This is a genomic window from Paenibacillus sp. JNUCC32 (assembly GCF_014863545.1).
Classification (GTDB): domain Bacteria; phylum Bacillota; class Bacilli; order Paenibacillales; family Paenibacillaceae; genus Paenibacillus_AQ; species Paenibacillus_AQ lautus_A.
The window spans coordinates 384,534-401,036 of sequence record NZ_CP062260.1 but is presented as its reverse complement, the minus strand read 5'-3'; the positions used below and the strand labels follow the sequence as shown (position 1 = coordinate 401,036).

The window sequence follows — 16,503 nt, the reverse complement described above, 5'->3', positions numbered from 1 at the left end:
CTGCAATTGAGGTGTCGTATGGGCTCATTTTTACAAATCAAAATCTATCGCCACAAGTTTATTGCCTATGTCATCTTCGTCGTGGTCATCGGTCTGACGCTTGGTACGCTGACCAGTGCCATGCTGCTGAATCAATGGGTGGGCAATGCCCGCATCGAGGCGGCTAATGCCTTTGCGCGCGTGGAGAATGAGCTGCAGTATGATGCTGACCGAATCGAGGCTTACATGCAGCGCATCTACTCCAATCCCGGACTGATGGACGACGCTCGCAGCTTTCTAAGCAGCAGCGCGGAAGGCTATTTAACCAGCAGGCTGCAGAACAGCCATTTCTCCCAGCCGCTGGTTTCGTTTCCCGAGGATGTGAAGACCTATCTGTACAGCTGGGCGCAGGGCGAAATCACGCAGATTAGCCTGCATACCGGCCAATACGGCAATGTCGTACGTTTTAATGAGCATGGGATAACAAGCTTTACCTTCGGGCTGCCGAATACGGACGAGGCGTTCCGCGATACGATTATGAAGGGCTTCGTCTATCGCAAGAAACTGTCGAATCCGACGGCGGGCGCTCAGGAGTTCGGGGAAATGCGCTTTTTGGTCAGCAGCGAACAAATCTTTAAATCCATTCGAAATTTCCGGTTTGGCAATGCCGCCGCGGTCAGTGCTACCGGCGAAACCTACCTCATCGGCAATGGGCAGGACCAGGACTTGGAGGAGCTGTCCCGACTGGCCGAGGCAGACGGCCGCAGCCATGGTTTTATATCGAGGGGTGTACGGAAGCATGTCTTGTTCGTTTCCTTTCCGTCCACCAAGTTTAATTTCAAATTTATTAGCATCATTGATTTATCCATGCTGATTCGTCAGCATGCCGGGATGCTGGTCGCCATCTTTCTGATCGTATTGACGGCCATGGTCAGCGTGCTTCTTCTCATCGCATACAATATGCGGGACGATGCCCTCTTCCTCCGCCGCATCATTCAATCGATCGGACGGGTGAAAATGGCCAATTTTACGCCGAACCGCCCCGCCCGGTACCGTCGCAACGAATACGGCATGATCGCCCGGGAATTGGACGATATGATTCAGCAGCTGGACAAGCATATCCGCAATGAGTATCTGCTCAAGATCAAGCAGCAGGAAACCGAAATGAAAGCGCTTCAACACCAAATCAACCCTCATTTTTTATACAATACGCTGGAGGTTATCCGTTCCACGGCGTTAGTGAATCAGGACCGAGACACCGCCGACGCCATTGCTACGTTAGGCACGCTCTATCGTGAAATCGTCAAAAAGGAAAATATCATCTCGATTGCTAGCGAGCTGGAATTGCTGCAGAAGTACTTGGAGATTATGGAGTTCAAGTATCCCGAGCGTTTTTATTATCAAATCAATGTCGAGCCGGCGCTGCACTCGATCCCTACCGTGAAATTCTGGATGCAGCCCCTGGCTGAGAATTTTTTCATTCATGGCTTTAACGCGAATCATGAGTTTAATCTGTACGTCGTCAACGGCTTTGAAGCGGATGATGGTTATGTGCTGGAATTCGTGGACAACGGAAGCGGGATTCCGCCGGAACGTTTGGATATCGTTCGCAGCACGCTGTCCAACCATGATGAAACTTCTTCCCATAGTATCGGACTGCGTAACGTATATACGCGCCTTCATTTCTTTTATGGAAACGGCCTTTCGATCGATATTGAGAATAATGAGGAAGCTGGAGTCAAGATTTCCGTGCGGATTTCAAAAGAGGTGATTGAACATGTACAAACTGATGATTGTGGATGACGAACCTCAGATTTTGGAGGGAATGAAGCGAATCCTGGATTGGAAGCAATACGGATTTGGACGGATCGAAACCTGTGAATCCACGGGTGAAGCGATGTCCAAGGTGGTGGACCTGCTGCCGGACGTCGCCATTTTCGATGTCTGCATCGGCAAGGAGCTTGGATATGAAGCGATCCAGAGACTCAACGAATTTCAAATCCCTACGAAATACATCATCATGAGCGGCTACAGCGAATTCAAGTATGCTCAGGAAGCCATTCGGTGCGGCGTCAAAGACTATCTGCTCAAGCCGGTCGAACGTACCAAGCTGCAGCAAGTGATCGAGAAGATCATCGTCGAGGATCTGGGCGGTTCGATAGGTGACCGAAACGGCGAAAGCTTGAACCAGGATCCGGTGCTTGGCGTTAGCTATGACAGCTTATCCAAGCTGGTGAACCGGATTCTGCTGATGATCAGGACGGAGTATGCTCAGAACATCACCTTGAAATCCGTGGCGGAGCGCTTCCAGATGAACAGCACCTACCTCGGACAATTGTTTCTCAAAGAAACCGCGATGAAGTTTTCCGAATACCTGATGGCTTACCGCATGCTTCTGGCACAGGAGAGAATTCAATCGACGGATGAGAAAATTTCCTATATCGCGTTTTCCGTGGGTTATAACAATCTCAATTATTTTTATACGCATTTTCACAGCTTTTTCGGGAAATCTCCTTCTGAACTGCGGGGAAAAGGGTAACGCATACGTGGCGGAAAGGAGGACATCGATGGTTAAATACGCTAGACGCTTACGGTCTTTAATGATGATCAGCATGCTGCTGCTGTTCACATTCTATACAATCGGCTGCTTCGGACAGCCTGGCTTTGACGACGAACCGCATGTCGGCGACACGGTCAACCTGATCTATTATACGATCGGTGAGCCCGACAAGGATCTTCGCCTCGTCAATGATAAAATCAATGAAATCATGGCTCGCAAGATCGGCGTGACGATCACCTATATCAAGGTAAGCTGGCAGGAATATGAAGATCGGCTGAACACGCTGATATCCGCCGGAAGCCCGTTCGACATTGCTTTTGCGCCCGACTATGCAACCACCGCGATGCGTGGAGCCTGGCTGAGGCTTGATGACCATCTGGCCGGCCTGGGCAAGGATATGTACGAGGCCATCGATCCCACCTTTTGGCAGGGGGTCCGCATGAACGATGGCAGCATTTACGGCGTCCCTACCAATAAGGAGTTAGCCGTACGCGATCAGTGGATGTACCCCGCCTCGATCGTGGACAAACACCATATCGACATCACCAAGTACAATACGCTGGAATCGCTTGAGCCTCTCCTCCGGATGATTCAGCAGAAAGAGCCGGATTACATCCCTATGGAGTTGGATCGGGATTCCCATAATTTCTTCGCTCTCTACGGATACGAATACATCATGAACCATAAAGTGCCCTTGATGATCAAATCGCTCGACCCGGACGCACCGGTGGTGAATATCTTCGAAACCAAGGAGGCCCGGCAGGTTCTCGATACGCTGCGGCATTATTATAAGCAAGGCTTCATCAATAAGGACGCGGCGCTGCGCGAGCCGGGAGGGCTCAAACGAGGCGCCAAGGTGTTCTGGAAGTCCTCCGGCGGGGGGCCGCTCTCGGAGACGACTTGGAGCAAGGATCGCGGTTATAAGATTGTAGCGAATCCCGTAACCCCCAGCACCGTTACTACGGAATCCGTCCGGGGAGGCATCATGACCGTTAATGCCAATACCAAGCATCCCGTAGAATGCATTAAGTTTCTAAATTTGCTTAATACGGACCCCGAAGTACGGAATTTATTCAATTATGGGATCGAAGGCATCCACTACACATTGGACGAACAGGGGCAGGTCGTTCCGAAAACAGACAAAGACAGTCATGGCGTACCGATCCCGGATGCGCCCGCAAGCAGCTATTCAGGCGTGCAGTACACCCAGGGGAATTGGTTTATCCTAAAAACCATGGGCGGCGATAACCCGGACCCCCTCGACAAATGGGAGCAATTCCGTCAATACAACGCCGGAGTCGTCAATTCCACCGTGCTCGGATTTACGCCGGATCTATCCGCGCTGACCGCTCAAACCGATAACATCGAGATGGTTTGGCATAAATATTATCCAAGCCTCATGACGGGCTCCGTGGATGTCGATGCGATCCTTCCCAAGTTTAACGAGGAGCTGAAGCAAGCAGGCATGGATGACGTGATACGAGAGGTGCAGAAGCAGCTGGATGCTTGGCGCAGCGGCAGGAAGTAACTGCTTGCCCCGGGCTTCCCTGATTGGCTCGGCCTTGGCCCAATGAACCCCATTCAAAAGAGACCCTAAAGCGGATAGCTTCAGAGTCTCTTTCGCTTGTTCATTTGGCCCGTAACGGGGAGCACATTTAAGATATTCTCTACTCCCACTTTTCATAGGCTGCGTGCAAATGGACCCCGGACAGGAGGCCTTTTTGCAGCTGCGGATTCGGAACGATCCGGTTATACTTCATAATTTTCTGGTTGATGGCCTCCACCTCGGCCTCGGGAACCGCATTCGGTTCCGGACGGTCCAAAAGACGCTTGATGTCGGCGGCGATCTCTTTTCTCAGCTCCACCCATGCCGGCTGGTAATTCGCGTTCTTCATGATACTGGTTAGCACATCGCCGTCTTCGATCTTGATCGGCTTTCCCTTCAACGGCAAATCGTCAAAGCCGCCTTCTCTGGCAAACTTGTCGATGGCCGATTCCAGGAGCCCGCTGCTGGTCGACATCGGGCGTTGTTCTTTTTCTTTTTGCTGATTTTCTTCAGCAGCAGAAGCCATTTCTTTAGCGTCATTGTTCAAATCCATATCGGACACCTCCGGTTTTACATATCAGGGAAATAAATCCGTTTCTCAAATGACATGTCAAAGAATTTGTACTTCCCGTTCTCGTCCTGCTTAATATGCAGCGCAAAGTCCTTCTTCATCGAACGTCAACCGAAATTATCCAAAATATAACATACATCACATGGTTTTAACAGTCGCTTTCGGTATCAAATTCGATGATGCGGGACGAGGCATATGGCGGATTCATACCACGGTTGTGCTGATCATGCTTACAACGAAGGCATGAAACAACGCTCGGCCCATCCATATTGGTGAGCCGAGCGTTGTTTGGCATTCTACTATTTCATGAACCATGTTCAACCAATTCAAGAGAATGGTTCAAAGTTCCACCATCGCCTTAATGACCTTGGCGGAAGGACGGAGCCAGCCCTGAAATTCTTGGATCAAATCGTCAAACCGGCATCGATGGGTGATGTACGGATCTACATCAATGCCGCCTTCCGAGATCCGCTGCATCACATCATGGAAATCATCCCTGGTCGCGTTACGGCTGCCCATCAGTGTCAATTCCCGCTTATGGAACTCGGGATCCCGAAATGAAATATCCCCTTGAATCAAGCCTACATATACCAAGGTCCCCCCGTGTGCAACCATGTTAAAAGCGTTGGTCATGGAGGGTTGGTTTCCCGTTGCGTCCAAAACGATGGAAGGAAATTCTCCATCCGTTAGCGCCGAAAGATCGGACAATTCATCTCCAACCTGGATGGCATGATCCACCTTCGCCCAGGTTTTGCAGAAGGCCAACCGATCGGCGTTCATATCCATGGCGATAACGGTTGCCCCCAGCGCTTTGGCAAAAACCATGATCCCGAGTCCTATCGGACCGGCTCCGATGACTAAAACCGTATCCTTCGGGGTCACATTCGCTCGTTTAACGCCATGCGCGCCAATGGCAAGCGGTTCTACCAAGGCAGCCTGATCCAAGGTCAGCCCTTCCGCCCGCATCAAATGGCGAGTCGGGACGGAGATGCGCTCGCGCATGCCGCCGTCGATATGCACCCCCATCACCTTCAACGATCTGCAACAGTTTGTTTTGCCTCTAAGGCAAGGCATACATTCCCCGCAGTGAATGTAAGGAATGACGCAGACGGTGTCTCCGGCCTTCAATCCCTCTTCGTTAGCTCCGACTTTTTCAATGATACCGGATAGCTCATGGCCGAGAATACGCGGGTACGTAAAAAAGGGCTGATTCCCGCGAAAGGCATGCAGATCCGTACCGCAAATCCCGATCCGCTTGATGTTGACGATGGCTTCTCCTTCGAGCAATGGAGGCTCGGGCAAATCCTCCCGGTATTGAAATTTTCCGATCTCTTGACATACGATACCCTTCATCCCAGCTGCCTCCTCTTCATCATCGGATGCCCTCATTGTATTCCGGGCGTCCACTTGTCCAAGTCCGCCCTTGCACGGGCTCCAATATCTTCAATACTTCCGCCAAGAGTGTCTGATCCAGCGGCTCTTCGCTCCAAGCGGCATTACGTTGTATATTATCGGGATTGGCCGTACTGACCAGCGTCGTCGGGATCTGTTCATTCGAAGTCGAGAATTGCACGGCTAGCTTCGCGATATCCGTTCCGGCTTTAGCGCAATACTCGGCCGCACGTCTGCAGGCTTCCCTGATTTCAGTTGAAGCCGGGTGCCAAGACGGCGCTCCTCGGGAACCGAGAAGGCCCATGGATAAGGGAGAGGCGTTAATAAGCCCAATTCCCTCCTCGTCAAGCAGCGGCAGCAAACCGGTAAGCGTCTGATCGTTCAAAGAATAATGGCAGTAAGAAATGATGGCGTCCACTTCGATTTGGGGCAGCAATTTTTCGAACAGCTGCAGAAGCAGACCGCAAATCCCTCCAAAACGAATTTTCCCCTTTTCCTTTAAAAGCTGGAGTGCAGGAAGGGCTTCCTCCATTACAACGGATGCGGGAACGAACTCAATATCATGCAAAAAGAGAATGTCCACATAATCGGTTTGGAGTCGCTTCAAGCTCTCATCGATACTGGCGATAATCCGCTTGGACGTGAAATCAAAATCATTCTCGCCATAGCGGCCTGCTTTCGTAGACAGGATGAATTGGTCCCGGGGTAATTGTCGGATCGCTTCGCCCAGCACGGTTTCCGCCTTCGTCAATCCGTAATAAGGGGATACATCGATCAAATTGATGCCCGCATCCATGGCTGCGTGCACGGTACGGATTCCCTCGCTGTCGTCGGTTTCCCGAAAAACGGAGCCTAGTGAAGACGCTCCGAAGCCTAATACCGAAACATCCAGACCGGTTCGGCCTAACTTACGGTATTTCATGATGAACACCATCCTTATCCAACTTATAGAACGCCTTGGCGTTCAGACCGAACAAACGCGCATGTTCCCGTTCTCCCCAATGCTTCGGCAGCGCTTCTGCCAATACGTCAACCACTTGGTCATATTCTGCCGATAGCAGGCACACGGGCCAATCGCTGCCGAACATGATCCGATCGGGACCGAACATCGCGACCACTTTATGTACATACCCATTAAAGTCTTCCTGGCTCCACCGGCGATGCTCCGCCTCGGTGACCATACCGGATAGCTTGCAGTAGATGCGCGGGAAACGGGCGATTCGCTTCATGATGCTCTCCCAAGGTTCCATCTGTCCGCTTCGGATTGGCGGCTTGCCCAGATGATCGATGACGCCGCGGATGCCGGGGACCATCTCAATCAGCTTCAACAGCGTCTCCAGCTGATGACTCCGGACAAGAAGATCGATCGGAACGTCTTCCTTGACATATTCATTCAATGCTTGGATAAAAGAGGGCTCCAGGATCACATTGGCATCCGGCATATCCTGAATCATGATGCGAAAGCCGATAAATTTCGGATGTTTCCGAAATCGCTCATAATGCCGGCGGTGCTCCGGATCGAACAGGTCGATCCATCCTACCACTCCGACAATGGAAGCATCGGGATCCGCCAACGATAACAGATAGTCCGTCTCTTCCAAGGTCGGTGCCGCCTGAACCGTTATGCTGCCGTCCAATTGATGCGAATCCAAATGCGGCTTAAGATCGGAGGGCAGGAAATTTCGGTGAAGCTCCGGAACCTCCGGCGTGATCCATTCATAGTCCCCTCGCTCAATCAACCAATAATGCTGGTGGGCATCCAATCTCATATACATCCCTGCCTTTTAGGTGTTATGTTCGCTATCTTTATTGTACGTTCATAATCTGTGCACAAAAATAGCCAAGGATTGCATTTTTATAACCTATTTTGATATTGTTGTCCTTAATAGAGGATAAGGAGTGGTGAATCATGACTCCCCTGCGTAAACCCTTTCAAGGGGACCCCCTGTTTCCGATGGAAATGGTCTATCGGACTATAAAAAGCCCCCAATTGGAGCTGCCTCATCACTTGCATGATCTTTACGAATTGGTTTATGTGTACCAGGGAAAAGGCACTTTTTTTATTGAGAACAAGCTGATGGAGAAAAAAGAAGGCGACCTTTTCATCATACCCGGTAACACGATTCACAGCTCTTTCCCTGACCCGGACCAGCCCATTGTTTCGAGTGCTTTATTCTTTGCGCCTTCGCTTGTACTCGGCGCGAACGGAAGCGATTTGCAATACTCCGTCCTCAGCTGTTTTGAATATGCTCAAAAAACAGGCTCCTATCGTCATCAATTACCCGAGTCGAACCAAGCCTATATCGAGGACATGCTGAAAGGAATCTCGGAAGAAATCCGGCTTGCCCAGCTAGGATTCCGCGAGGCGCTCGTGCTTCAGCTGCGCTCCTTGCTGCTGCATATCAATCGCTATATCAGCACCCTGTCCGCAGAACAGACGGCCCACTCCCAGATCGGCCCGGCCTGGCTGATGGATTCCATCCAATGGATTCACGAACACCTGGATCAGCCTATCGGACTAGCTGCTCTGTCGGCACAAGCTGCGGTGGACCCCGCCCATTTCTCCCGCATGTTCAAGAAATACACCGGTTTGCACGTGACGGGTTACATGCATGCTAAACGGATTGCCCGTGCCAAAGAGCTCCTGCGAAACCATGAGGAGTCTGTCGGGCAAATCGCTGAAATCTGCGGGTATGCCACGCTGACGCACTTTCATCGCAATTTCAAAAAATTGACGGGCATGACCCCGGGAGCATACAGGAAGCAGGCTGCTTCCCATCGTTAAGACACGCCAGCAAGCACTTGCGATCATCGCAAGTGCTTGCTGCTTTACCTGAAACGAACGAATTCAAGAATTTCGACCGTTGACAATGGCTCCCTCTACGATTACATTGAATATAATTAAGGACTTAACTATATAGGAGGCATGATCACTTTGAATGACCTTCAGCAATACGTGCTGGATTTGCCGCTGCCTGCCCTTGCTTTTTTCTCATTGGTGGAGACAACGGCAAAGCTGGTCGACGTATCCGAAAGTTATTGGAAGTCGCAAGGGCTGAACGGAGCCAGAATACGGATTCTAGTTGAGCTTATGAAAGAAGGAGGTACGATGCTTCCTTCCAAGCTGGCACAAAAAATCGGTGTAACCAAACCCAATATCAGTCTGCTGCTTACCCCCTTGGAGCAAGAAGGCTTGATTCGCCGGGATTCCCATCCCGGGGACGGTCGAAAGTCGGTCATCACCATTACAAGCGAAGGTCAGCGTCTATTGATTCACAACCTGCCCGCGAACAGGCAGCGGATATCCGAAAAAATGAAAGCGCTGACTGAACATGAATTAAAACAGCTCCTGGGCCTTCTGCAAAAATTAAAGGAAGCGTAACCGTGTTCTTACGTCGACTTAGTTAAGCACTTAACCAAATAAGGAGAGGATGACATTCGTTGTCTACCATTATTACTGGAGCCAGCGGCCGGCTCGGCCGGCTCATTATCCAAGAGCTTCTACATCATGTTCAGCCTGATCAAATCGTTGCTTGCGTTCGCCAGATGGACTCTGCGGCAGCATTGGAGGAGCAGGGAATTGCGGTCCGCTTCTGCGACTACGACGACCCCGCCTCCCTGAAGGAGGCATTCGCCGGCGCTTCGCGCCTGTTGTTCATTTCTAGCCCCCACCCCGATGACACCGTTCGTTTGCGGCAGCATGCCCATGTGGTTGAAGCTGCAAAAAAAGCGAACGTCAGCCATATTTTATACACCGGTTTCGCCTTTCCTGAACATAGCGATATGTCGATGACCCACTTGCATTTGGCTACCGAGCATGCCATTCGCACAACCGGAATTCCTTATACTTTTCTTCGCAGCGGATTGTATATGGACTTTATTGAAGCGCTGGATTTGCAAGCAGCCATGTCGACAGGCAATCTTCGCGTCCATCCGGGATCGTGGCAGTTCAACGCGGTTACGCGCACCGATCTGGCGGCCGCCATAGCGGGGGTATTATCCGGTGAGGGCCATTGGAACAAGACATATGAGCTTGTTGCGCCATCCGTTTGGACCTTCAATGATTTGGTCTCCGCTCTTTCCGAGCTAACGGGCACACCGATATCCCTATGTCCTACCAATGAGGTGCAGCATTGGATATTTAGCTTTTTAAGAAAAATCGATACGGCTTCCACTTCTGGCGATCTGGAGAATTTAATATGCCGCCCGGTAACAGCGCTGAAAGAAAGCCTCCAAACTTATATCGGAGCAAGCAGATCCAACTAACGATTCACTATTCCTGCTTCATTTCAGTACTGTGCAGATGGCGTATTCAATATAATCTAGAAAGAGACACGGGAATACGAGGCTTCTTCTATTTCAAGGCAGGAGGCAGGAATATGCCGATACGTCCGCCAATACTACAGAGAGGCGATACCGTTGGAATCGTTACCTTGGGCAGCCCGCTCGCTGCCAGCATCATTGATGCACGGATCGAATATTTGAGAGCAATGGGGTTCAATATCGTATTGGGTCAATATGTATATGCGCAAAACGGGTTTCTGGCCGGCACGGACGAACAGCGGGCATCCGATTTAATGATGATGTTCCAAAACGAGCAGGTTAAAATGATACTGCCTACCAGAGGCGGCACAGGCGTAGCCGGAATCCTCCCGTACCTGGATTATCAGGTTATCCGGAATCACCCGAAAATCTTGACGGGCTACAGCGATATCACGGTTTTATTAAACGCCCTGCATCAACTGGTCGATTTAATTACATTCCATAGTCTATTGCTTATTGACTTCAAACCCGAAACGCCAGCCTATAATTTCGATCAGTTTTTTGCGGCAACGTCCCTGTATTCATTAACGCGCCCCATCCTGAACCCGCCTGGTATGCCCCTGATCGGCCGGGTTCCGGGCAACGTTACGGGGCCGCTTGTAGGCGGTAATTTAACGTCATTCGTTGATACGCTGGGGACTCCCTTCGAAATCGATACACGGGGGAAAATCATCGTTCTTGAAGAAACGCATGAACCTACCAATACCGTCTACAGATACTTCAACGATTTGAAGCTCGCCGGAAAATTTCGTGACTGCATCGGCATCATCATGGGGGAATGTACAGGCTGTCAGACGGCTTACGGCAAAGCCTATGAGGATGTCATCAACGAGTTCATCGTGCCTCTCGGCAAGCCGTTGATCACGAACCTTGCCACGGGCCATGGTGTGTATAAAGCAGCTCTGCCGATTGGCGCAACCGTTAATCTCGATTCCATCCGTAATGCCATAACGGTGGTCGAACCCACGGTCAGCGTATAAAGTTCGTTTCCTAATGCCAGATGAATCAGCTGGAGCGGCTCCTGACGGCCTAGCCTAAACATGATTGGAGGATATGGCGATGACTACTTTTCCAACGATCCCGGCAAGCCAATTGGTGCAGCGTCTGGAGCATCCGGGACGTAAAATCCGCCTGGTGCTGGATACCGACGCATTCAATGAAATCGACGATCAGTTTGCGATCGCTTACGCGCTGAAATCCGCGGACAACATGACCATAGAGGCATTATATGCAGCGCCTTTCTTCAATGAGCTATCTTCAGGTCCTGCGGACGGAATGGAAAAAAGCTACCAGGAAATATGGAACATCCGCCGCATTCTGGGACGTGAAGACATCCCTGTCTATCGCGGCTCCACGGGTTACCTTCCTGCTTCCGACCAGCCGGTCGAAAGCGAAGCCGCGCGCAATCTCGTTGAGCGGGCCATGGCAAGCGATCCTGCCGACCCTTTGTATGTCGTTGCGATCGGTGCCATCACGAATGTTGCATCCGCCCTGCTCATGGAACCCCGGATCCTCGAACGGATCGTGCTGGTATGGTTAGGCGGGCATGCCCTGCATTGGAGCGATACGAAGGAGTTTAACCTTTTTCAGGATTTGCACGCATCCAGGCTGGTCTTGGACTGCGGCGTCCCGCTCATTCTCGTTCCTTGCCTCGGCGTGGCATCTCATTTGCAGACCTCGTTATCCGAACTGCGGGACTTCGTCAAAAGCCAAGGCGAGATCGGGGATTATTTATTCGAAACATATTTAAGTTGTTCCGACGATCATTTTGCTTATTCCCGGGTCATCTGGGACATTGGCGTCATTGCCTGGCTCAACAACCCGGAATGGTGTCCGAGCGCTCTGGTTCACAGTCCGCGCATATCCGAGGATTTCCGATGGATGCATGATCCGTTCCGGCACATGATTCGCTCCGTTCATTTCATTCGGCGTGACGAGGTGTTCCGGGATCTTTTCTTGAGGATTGCCCGATAGACATGGATAACTTATAAAAACGCCCTCATAAAGGATACATCCCAAAAAAACAGCCCCTTCTACTTGATATAGAAGGGGCTGCCGGCGCTCTTAGGAAGCTATATGCAAAACACATACAAATACCGATGATTTGGATTGACATCCGTTTGGGTTATCACCACTCCGCGATGCTTCCATCCGTATGCCGCCAAACGGGGTTTCTCCAATTGTGTCCGATATCGGCCATTTTTCGCACATGATCTTCGTTGATTTCAATTCCCAAGCCAGGACCCTCCGGTATTTTCACGTAACCGTTCTCATACTCGAACACAAGATTATCCACAATGTAATCGAGTAAATCGCTCCCCTGATTATAATGAATGCCAAGGCTCTGTTCTTGAATAAATGCATTGTGGCAAGTCGCATCGACTTGAAGGCAAGAAGCCAACGCAATCGGTCCTAATGGACAATGCGGAGCTGCCGCCACATCAAACGCTTCAGCCATGGAGATGATTTTTTTGCATTCCGTAATACCGCCTGCATGGGATAGATCCGGCTGAATAATATCAACATATCCATCCATCAATATACGTTTAAACTCCCATTTGGAGAACATTCGTTCACCGGTTGCAATAGGGATGGCTACATGATTAGCGATGTCGCGCAGCGCTTCATTATTTTCGGGCAAAACCGGTTCTTCAATAAACATCGGGCGAAAAGGCTCCAGCTCTTTGGCTAAGATTTTGGCCATTGGCTTATGCACGCGACCGTGAAAATCAATGCCGATTCCAACATACGGACCCACCGCGTCCCTGACAGCTGCAATGCGTTCAATGACCTGGTCTATTTTCTCATAGGAATCGACATATTGAAGTTCTTCCGTACCGTTCATTTTTACGGCTGTAAATCCTCGGGAGACCACTTCTTTCGCCGATTTCCCGACATCTGAAGGACGATCTCCCCCAATCCATGAATAGACCTTGATGGACTCCCTTGCTTTTCCCCCAAGCAATTGATGGACGGGCGCGTTATAATATTTCCCTTTGATGTCCCATAAGGCTTGATCAATGCCCGAAATCGCACTCATTAAGATGGGGCCGCCCCGATAAAAGCCTGATCGATACATGAGATTCCAATGGTCCTCTATTCTTAATGGGTCTTTCCCTATTAAATTCTCCATTAACTCTTCTACTGCGGTTCCTACCGTTCTCGCCTTTCCTTCTATGACAGGTTCGCCCCAGCCGATAATGCCTTCATCCGTCTCCATCTTTAAAAACAACCAGCGGGGCGGTACCAGGAATAATTCGTAACCCGTAATTTTCATTATGAATCCACTCCTTAATCCTCGTTAGATTGTACAGCTGAAGCAAATTGTCTCGCTTTTTCTGTTAATTGCACGAAATACTCATCTGTTATCTCCAGCTGCGTATTCACGAGTGCGCTTCCAATGCCACAACCAATAGCGCCCGCCTTCATAAATTCCTGAATATTGTTTAAACCTATGCCGCCAGTTGGCAGCAACGGAATTTGCGGAAGCGGTCCGCGTATATCTTTAATGAAGCTTGGTCCCAACGTCGCAGGAAACACTTTGATAATATCGCCGCCATTTTCATAGGCTGATAGAATTTCAGTCGGAGTAAAGGCACCCGGGATGCTTACTGCTCCGTATCGTTTTGCCATTTGTATCGTTTCTATGTCAACCGTAGGAGACAGAATGAATTTGGCGCCTGCTAAGATAGCGGCTCGCGCAGTTTCAGAGTCCAGAACGGTACCCGCCCCCACCACCACTCGATCTCCAAGTTCAACGGTTATCTCTTCAATGGCAGACAATGCGTTTGGTGAATTCATGGTGATTTCTAGAATGTTCACCCCGCCTTCGTGCAGCGCCTTTGCCATGTTCAAAACGTCTTTTGAATTGGCGCCGCGGATAATCGCTATTATTTTGTTATCCAGAATGCTGGACATGGTATTCATGAAGTTTATGCTCCCTCCTTACATTTAAAAGTATTTCGTATTCGCAATAAAAGAACTGATAGTGGAATGTTGTATTTTGCAAGAAAAGAAGGCAGCCGATCGCCTGATCAGCTGTCTTCTCTTGTTAATTATGTTGCAGAAGGCTTATTCCCTCATATGATTCACTTCACGTAAAATGTCGCATCCTTCTGATCCAATGTAGTCGTGATCGGCGAGATCTCCAACACGCCGTCCCGGTGCCTGATAAATGTTCCGGATATGTTATAAGACTCGAAGGAGGCCGCCCATGGACTTGAAAATCCGGTACGCAACTTCCATGTCGCATCCTGTTTAAACAGAGCGGTATCATTATTGGACTCCAGCCAAATCTTGCCGTCACGATGTCTGAGATATTGACCTGGAAAGGACACCGATTCGATGGAGACGGCGGATGGATCGGCCAATCCCGGAACCATTCTCCACTGCGATTCAGCGCTGTACTGCCCCCCGTCAATCTTCCCTCGGCCATCATGATAACGAACAAAACTGTTTGCGATGTTATAGCTTTCCAGCTGGTTGACCGGAATTTCCGCATCCACTCGCACCGCTTTCCAATTCTGCGTATCCAAACCATTGGCCGTCCATTGAATGACCTTGGTACCTGCCGGAGAACCGGCACCCGCATTGTCCAGCATCAATCCGCTGCGCTCGTTCATGCTGGTGTAATATCCGTTGCCCTTGTGCGTAAATTTCCACCTCTGAGTATCCAATTCATTATTCGTCCACATGATCACGTTTGTACCCGGTGTCGTGGCTCCGTTGGGATTATCCAGGATCAGGCTGTTGTTTACATTCATTGCCCGGAAGAAGCCGCCGTTTCTGTAATCCAACCGCCACCACTGGGTATCTGCCCCGAGATCGTTCCACTGGATGACGTTTGTCCCGGCCGGCGAACCGCCGCCGGCATTATCCAGCAGAAGCTGGTTATTCTGATTGACCAGCTTATAGGTCCCCCCGGATACAATGGAGAATTCCTTATCCACCTGGGCTACATTGGCACGGATTTCATTTCGGCTCCCCACTTTTACGGTGTTGACCTCCAGGAGCAATGACGGGCCCAGCGGCAGCAGCGTTCCGCTCCAGGCTGCCGGCGTGCTCTGATTTGACCCTTTTACGGTCAGCGGCGCGTCCATTTGCGTCCAGGTCGCTCCGTAATCGGCGCTCGTAAACATTTTGTTAGCGGAAGAAACCACATCCGTCATGCCCCGAACGTAAAAGCGGCCATTCGCGGTTCCATCATCGATGTAAGCAACCTCCGGTGTCTGGGATGCGCGATATATTCCTGTTCCTACAACCTCGCCAAGATCCGTCGGACTTCCCCAATTGATGCCATCAGGTGAGGTTTTGAACCGGACCGCAAAGTTAGGGGCTGCCCCCAGCATCTCGAAAAACATGAAATAGCTTCCGTTCTTCGCTTGTATTACCCGCGGCATCCCCGGACGCCAATTCCAATCTGCCTGATTACCCACAATGATGCTGTAATTTCCCCAGGTCAGTCCACCGTCACTGGAAATCTCCTGCGCGATTGCCTGGTTATACCCCGGTTTCCGCTCATCCGAGTAATAGCAGATCAACCGGCCATCGGCCGTGATCGCAAACTCCGGCTCCCATGTACGCTTTGTCCCCTCGGTTCCCCTTGCAGCCAGGTTGCTGTGAAACTGCCAAGTGGCGCCGTTGTCCGTGCTTCTCCAGATATGAATCGTATACGGTGCCGAGTTGTCCCAATCCGTGGATGCAAACAATAAGGTTCCTGCCGGATAATCCCCAACCTGCTGAGGCAGTACATACAGCGTTGTCATGCCTTGCTGATTCCGGTTCAGTTCGTAATCATTCGGATCAATTTCACTGAATAAGGACCAGGTTGCCCCGTTGTCCGTGCTCTTGTAAAAGGGAAAGGGCTGCATGCCGCTCCATCCTGCGTTGCCGGGAAACCGCGGGGTGAAGGTGGTCAGAATATCTCCATTATCAAGCTTGACCGCCCTTACATAATAAGGCTCCGGTTCAGCCGGATTACTATAAACAACCGTTCCGATAGCAGCCGCCTGCGCCGTTGGCACGGCTAAGGTTGACATGAACAGCATAACGATGACTGCAAGCAGCCCAAAAGGTTTCAGCCTAGTATTCATCTCGATCCCTCCATAATAGATAATGGATCATTTCATATGC

The 16,503-nt window shown here is 50.5% G+C and carries 15 protein-coding genes; 8 read left to right on the top strand and 7 right to left on the bottom strand.

What is annotated here, in order from left to right; genetic code table 11:
- The first annotated feature begins 18 nt into the window (after positions 1 to 18).
- The 3 genes from JNUCC32_RS01850 to JNUCC32_RS01840 are packed head-to-tail and all read left to right on the top strand — an operon-like array spanning position 19 to position 4,067.
- On the top strand, positions 19 to 1,782 hold the full coding sequence (locus tag JNUCC32_RS01850; protein ID WP_192570909.1) for a sensor histidine kinase: 1,764 nt from the start codon (positions 19 to 21) through the stop codon (positions 1,780 to 1,782).
- The gene (locus JNUCC32_RS01845; RefSeq protein WP_192570908.1) at positions 1,757 to 2,518 is read left to right on the top strand and encodes a response regulator transcription factor; all 762 of its coding nucleotides are present in this window, start codon (positions 1,757 to 1,759) and stop codon (positions 2,516 to 2,518) included. The genes JNUCC32_RS01850 and JNUCC32_RS01845 overlap by 26 nt, the downstream gene beginning before the upstream one ends.
- Before the next feature lie 28 nt (positions 2,519 to 2,546).
- The gene (locus tag JNUCC32_RS01840; protein WP_192570907.1) at positions 2,547 to 4,067 is read left to right on the top strand and encodes an ABC transporter substrate-binding protein; all 1,521 of its coding nucleotides are present in this window, start codon (positions 2,547 to 2,549) and stop codon (positions 4,065 to 4,067) included.
- A 139-nt stretch (positions 4,068 to 4,206) separates the two neighbouring features.
- Here JNUCC32_RS01840 and JNUCC32_RS01835 read toward each other — a convergent pair whose 3' ends face one another.
- The 4 genes from JNUCC32_RS01835 to JNUCC32_RS01820 form a co-directional block, all read right to left on the bottom strand.
- The gene (locus JNUCC32_RS01835; protein ID WP_192570906.1) at positions 4,207 to 4,638 is read right to left on the bottom strand and encodes a DnaJ family domain-containing protein; all 432 of its coding nucleotides are present in this window, start codon (positions 4,636 to 4,638) and stop codon (positions 4,207 to 4,209) included.
- 357 nt (positions 4,639 to 4,995) lie between these two features.
- Complete coding sequence (locus JNUCC32_RS01830; RefSeq protein ID WP_192570905.1) at positions 4,996 to 6,009, bottom strand: zinc-binding alcohol dehydrogenase family protein; 1,014 nt, start codon at positions 6,007 to 6,009, stop codon at positions 4,996 to 4,998.
- 19 nt (positions 6,010 to 6,028) lie between these two features.
- The gene (locus JNUCC32_RS01825) at positions 6,029 to 6,970 is read right to left on the bottom strand and encodes an aldo/keto reductase (RefSeq protein WP_192570904.1); all 942 of its coding nucleotides are present in this window, start codon (positions 6,968 to 6,970) and stop codon (positions 6,029 to 6,031) included.
- Positions 6,957 to 7,817, bottom strand: a complete 861-nt coding sequence (locus tag JNUCC32_RS01820) for an amidohydrolase family protein (RefSeq protein WP_192570903.1) — start codon at positions 7,815 to 7,817, stop codon at positions 6,957 to 6,959. Before JNUCC32_RS01820 ends, JNUCC32_RS01825 begins: the two co-directional genes overlap by 14 nt.
- A 140-nt stretch (positions 7,818 to 7,957) precedes the next feature.
- On the opposite strand from JNUCC32_RS01820, the gene JNUCC32_RS01815 reads away from it, so the two are divergent.
- From JNUCC32_RS01815 to JNUCC32_RS01795, 5 genes are all read left to right on the top strand, one after another.
- Positions 7,958 to 8,833: an AraC family transcriptional regulator gene (locus tag JNUCC32_RS01815; protein ID WP_192570902.1), complete on the top strand. Its 876-nt coding sequence runs from the start codon at positions 7,958 to 7,960 to the stop codon at positions 8,831 to 8,833.
- A 141-nt stretch (positions 8,834 to 8,974) separates the two neighbouring features.
- Entirely contained in the window at positions 8,975 to 9,430 is a 456-nt protein-coding gene (locus tag JNUCC32_RS01810; protein ID WP_192570901.1) for a MarR family winged helix-turn-helix transcriptional regulator, read from the top strand.
- A gap of 59 nt (positions 9,431 to 9,489) precedes the next feature.
- Positions 9,490 to 10,314: an NmrA family NAD(P)-binding protein gene (locus tag JNUCC32_RS01805; RefSeq protein WP_192570900.1), complete on the top strand. Its 825-nt coding sequence runs from the start codon at positions 9,490 to 9,492 to the stop codon at positions 10,312 to 10,314.
- Between the two features lie 113 nt (positions 10,315 to 10,427).
- On the top strand, positions 10,428 to 11,351 hold the full coding sequence (locus tag JNUCC32_RS01800; protein ID WP_192570899.1) for a S66 peptidase family protein: 924 nt from the start codon (positions 10,428 to 10,430) through the stop codon (positions 11,349 to 11,351).
- A 79-nt stretch (positions 11,352 to 11,430) separates the two neighbouring features.
- Positions 11,431 to 12,345 carry a nucleoside hydrolase gene (locus JNUCC32_RS01795; protein WP_192570898.1) on the top strand — a complete coding sequence of 305 codons (915 nt, stop codon included), beginning with the start codon at positions 11,431 to 11,433 and terminating at the stop codon, positions 12,343 to 12,345.
- A gap of 154 nt (positions 12,346 to 12,499) precedes the next feature.
- Here the strand turns inward: JNUCC32_RS01795 and dgoD are convergent, their stop codons facing one another.
- From dgoD to JNUCC32_RS01780, 3 genes are all read right to left on the bottom strand, one after another.
- Positions 12,500 to 13,648: a galactonate dehydratase gene (gene dgoD / locus JNUCC32_RS01790; protein WP_009593299.1), complete on the bottom strand. Its 1,149-nt coding sequence runs from the start codon at positions 13,646 to 13,648 to the stop codon at positions 12,500 to 12,502.
- 14 nt (positions 13,649 to 13,662) lie between these two features.
- Complete coding sequence (locus JNUCC32_RS01785) at positions 13,663 to 14,298, bottom strand: bifunctional 4-hydroxy-2-oxoglutarate aldolase/2-dehydro-3-deoxy-phosphogluconate aldolase (RefSeq protein ID WP_192570897.1); 636 nt, start codon at positions 14,296 to 14,298, stop codon at positions 13,663 to 13,665.
- 161 nt (positions 14,299 to 14,459) lie between these two features.
- A complete protein-coding gene (locus JNUCC32_RS01780) occupies positions 14,460 to 16,463 on the bottom strand; it encodes an AbfB domain-containing protein (RefSeq protein ID WP_192570896.1) in 2,004 nt (667 codons plus the stop codon).
- Positions 16,464 to 16,503: the final 40 nt, after the last annotated feature.

Coding starts and splice junctions, on each gene's coding strand:
- JNUCC32_RS01825 (WP_192570904.1), bottom strand. CDS start 6,970: ATGAAATACCGTAAGTTAGGCCGAACCGGTCTGGATGTTTCGGTATTA.
- JNUCC32_RS01780 (WP_192570896.1), bottom strand. CDS start 16,463: ATGAATACTAGGCTGAAACCTTTTGGGCTGCTTGCAGTCATCGTTATG.
- JNUCC32_RS01810 (WP_192570901.1), top strand. CDS start 8,975: ATGATCACTTTGAATGACCTTCAGCAATACGTGCTGGATTTGCCGCTG.
- JNUCC32_RS01815 (WP_192570902.1), top strand. CDS start 7,958: ATGACTCCCCTGCGTAAACCCTTTCAAGGGGACCCCCTGTTTCCGATG.
- JNUCC32_RS01785 (WP_192570897.1), bottom strand. CDS start 14,298: ATGAATACCATGTCCAGCATTCTGGATAACAAAATAATAGCGATTATC.
- JNUCC32_RS01800 (WP_192570899.1), top strand. CDS start 10,428: ATGCCGATACGTCCGCCAATACTACAGAGAGGCGATACCGTTGGAATC.
- JNUCC32_RS01830 (WP_192570905.1), bottom strand. CDS start 6,009: ATGAAGGGTATCGTATGTCAAGAGATCGGAAAATTTCAATACCGGGAG.
- JNUCC32_RS01840 (WP_192570907.1), top strand. CDS start 2,547: ATGGTTAAATACGCTAGACGCTTACGGTCTTTAATGATGATCAGCATG.
- JNUCC32_RS01850 (WP_192570909.1), top strand. CDS start 19: ATGGGCTCATTTTTACAAATCAAAATCTATCGCCACAAGTTTATTGCC.
- dgoD (WP_009593299.1), bottom strand. CDS start 13,648: ATGAAAATTACGGGTTACGAATTATTCCTGGTACCGCCCCGCTGGTTG.
- JNUCC32_RS01795 (WP_192570898.1), top strand. CDS start 11,431: ATGACTACTTTTCCAACGATCCCGGCAAGCCAATTGGTGCAGCGTCTG.
- JNUCC32_RS01820 (WP_192570903.1), bottom strand. CDS start 7,817: ATGAGATTGGATGCCCACCAGCATTATTGGTTGATTGAGCGAGGGGAC.
- JNUCC32_RS01845 (WP_192570908.1), top strand. CDS start 1,757: ATGTACAAACTGATGATTGTGGATGACGAACCTCAGATTTTGGAGGGA.
- JNUCC32_RS01835 (WP_192570906.1), bottom strand. CDS start 4,638: ATGGATTTGAACAATGACGCTAAAGAAATGGCTTCTGCTGCTGAAGAA.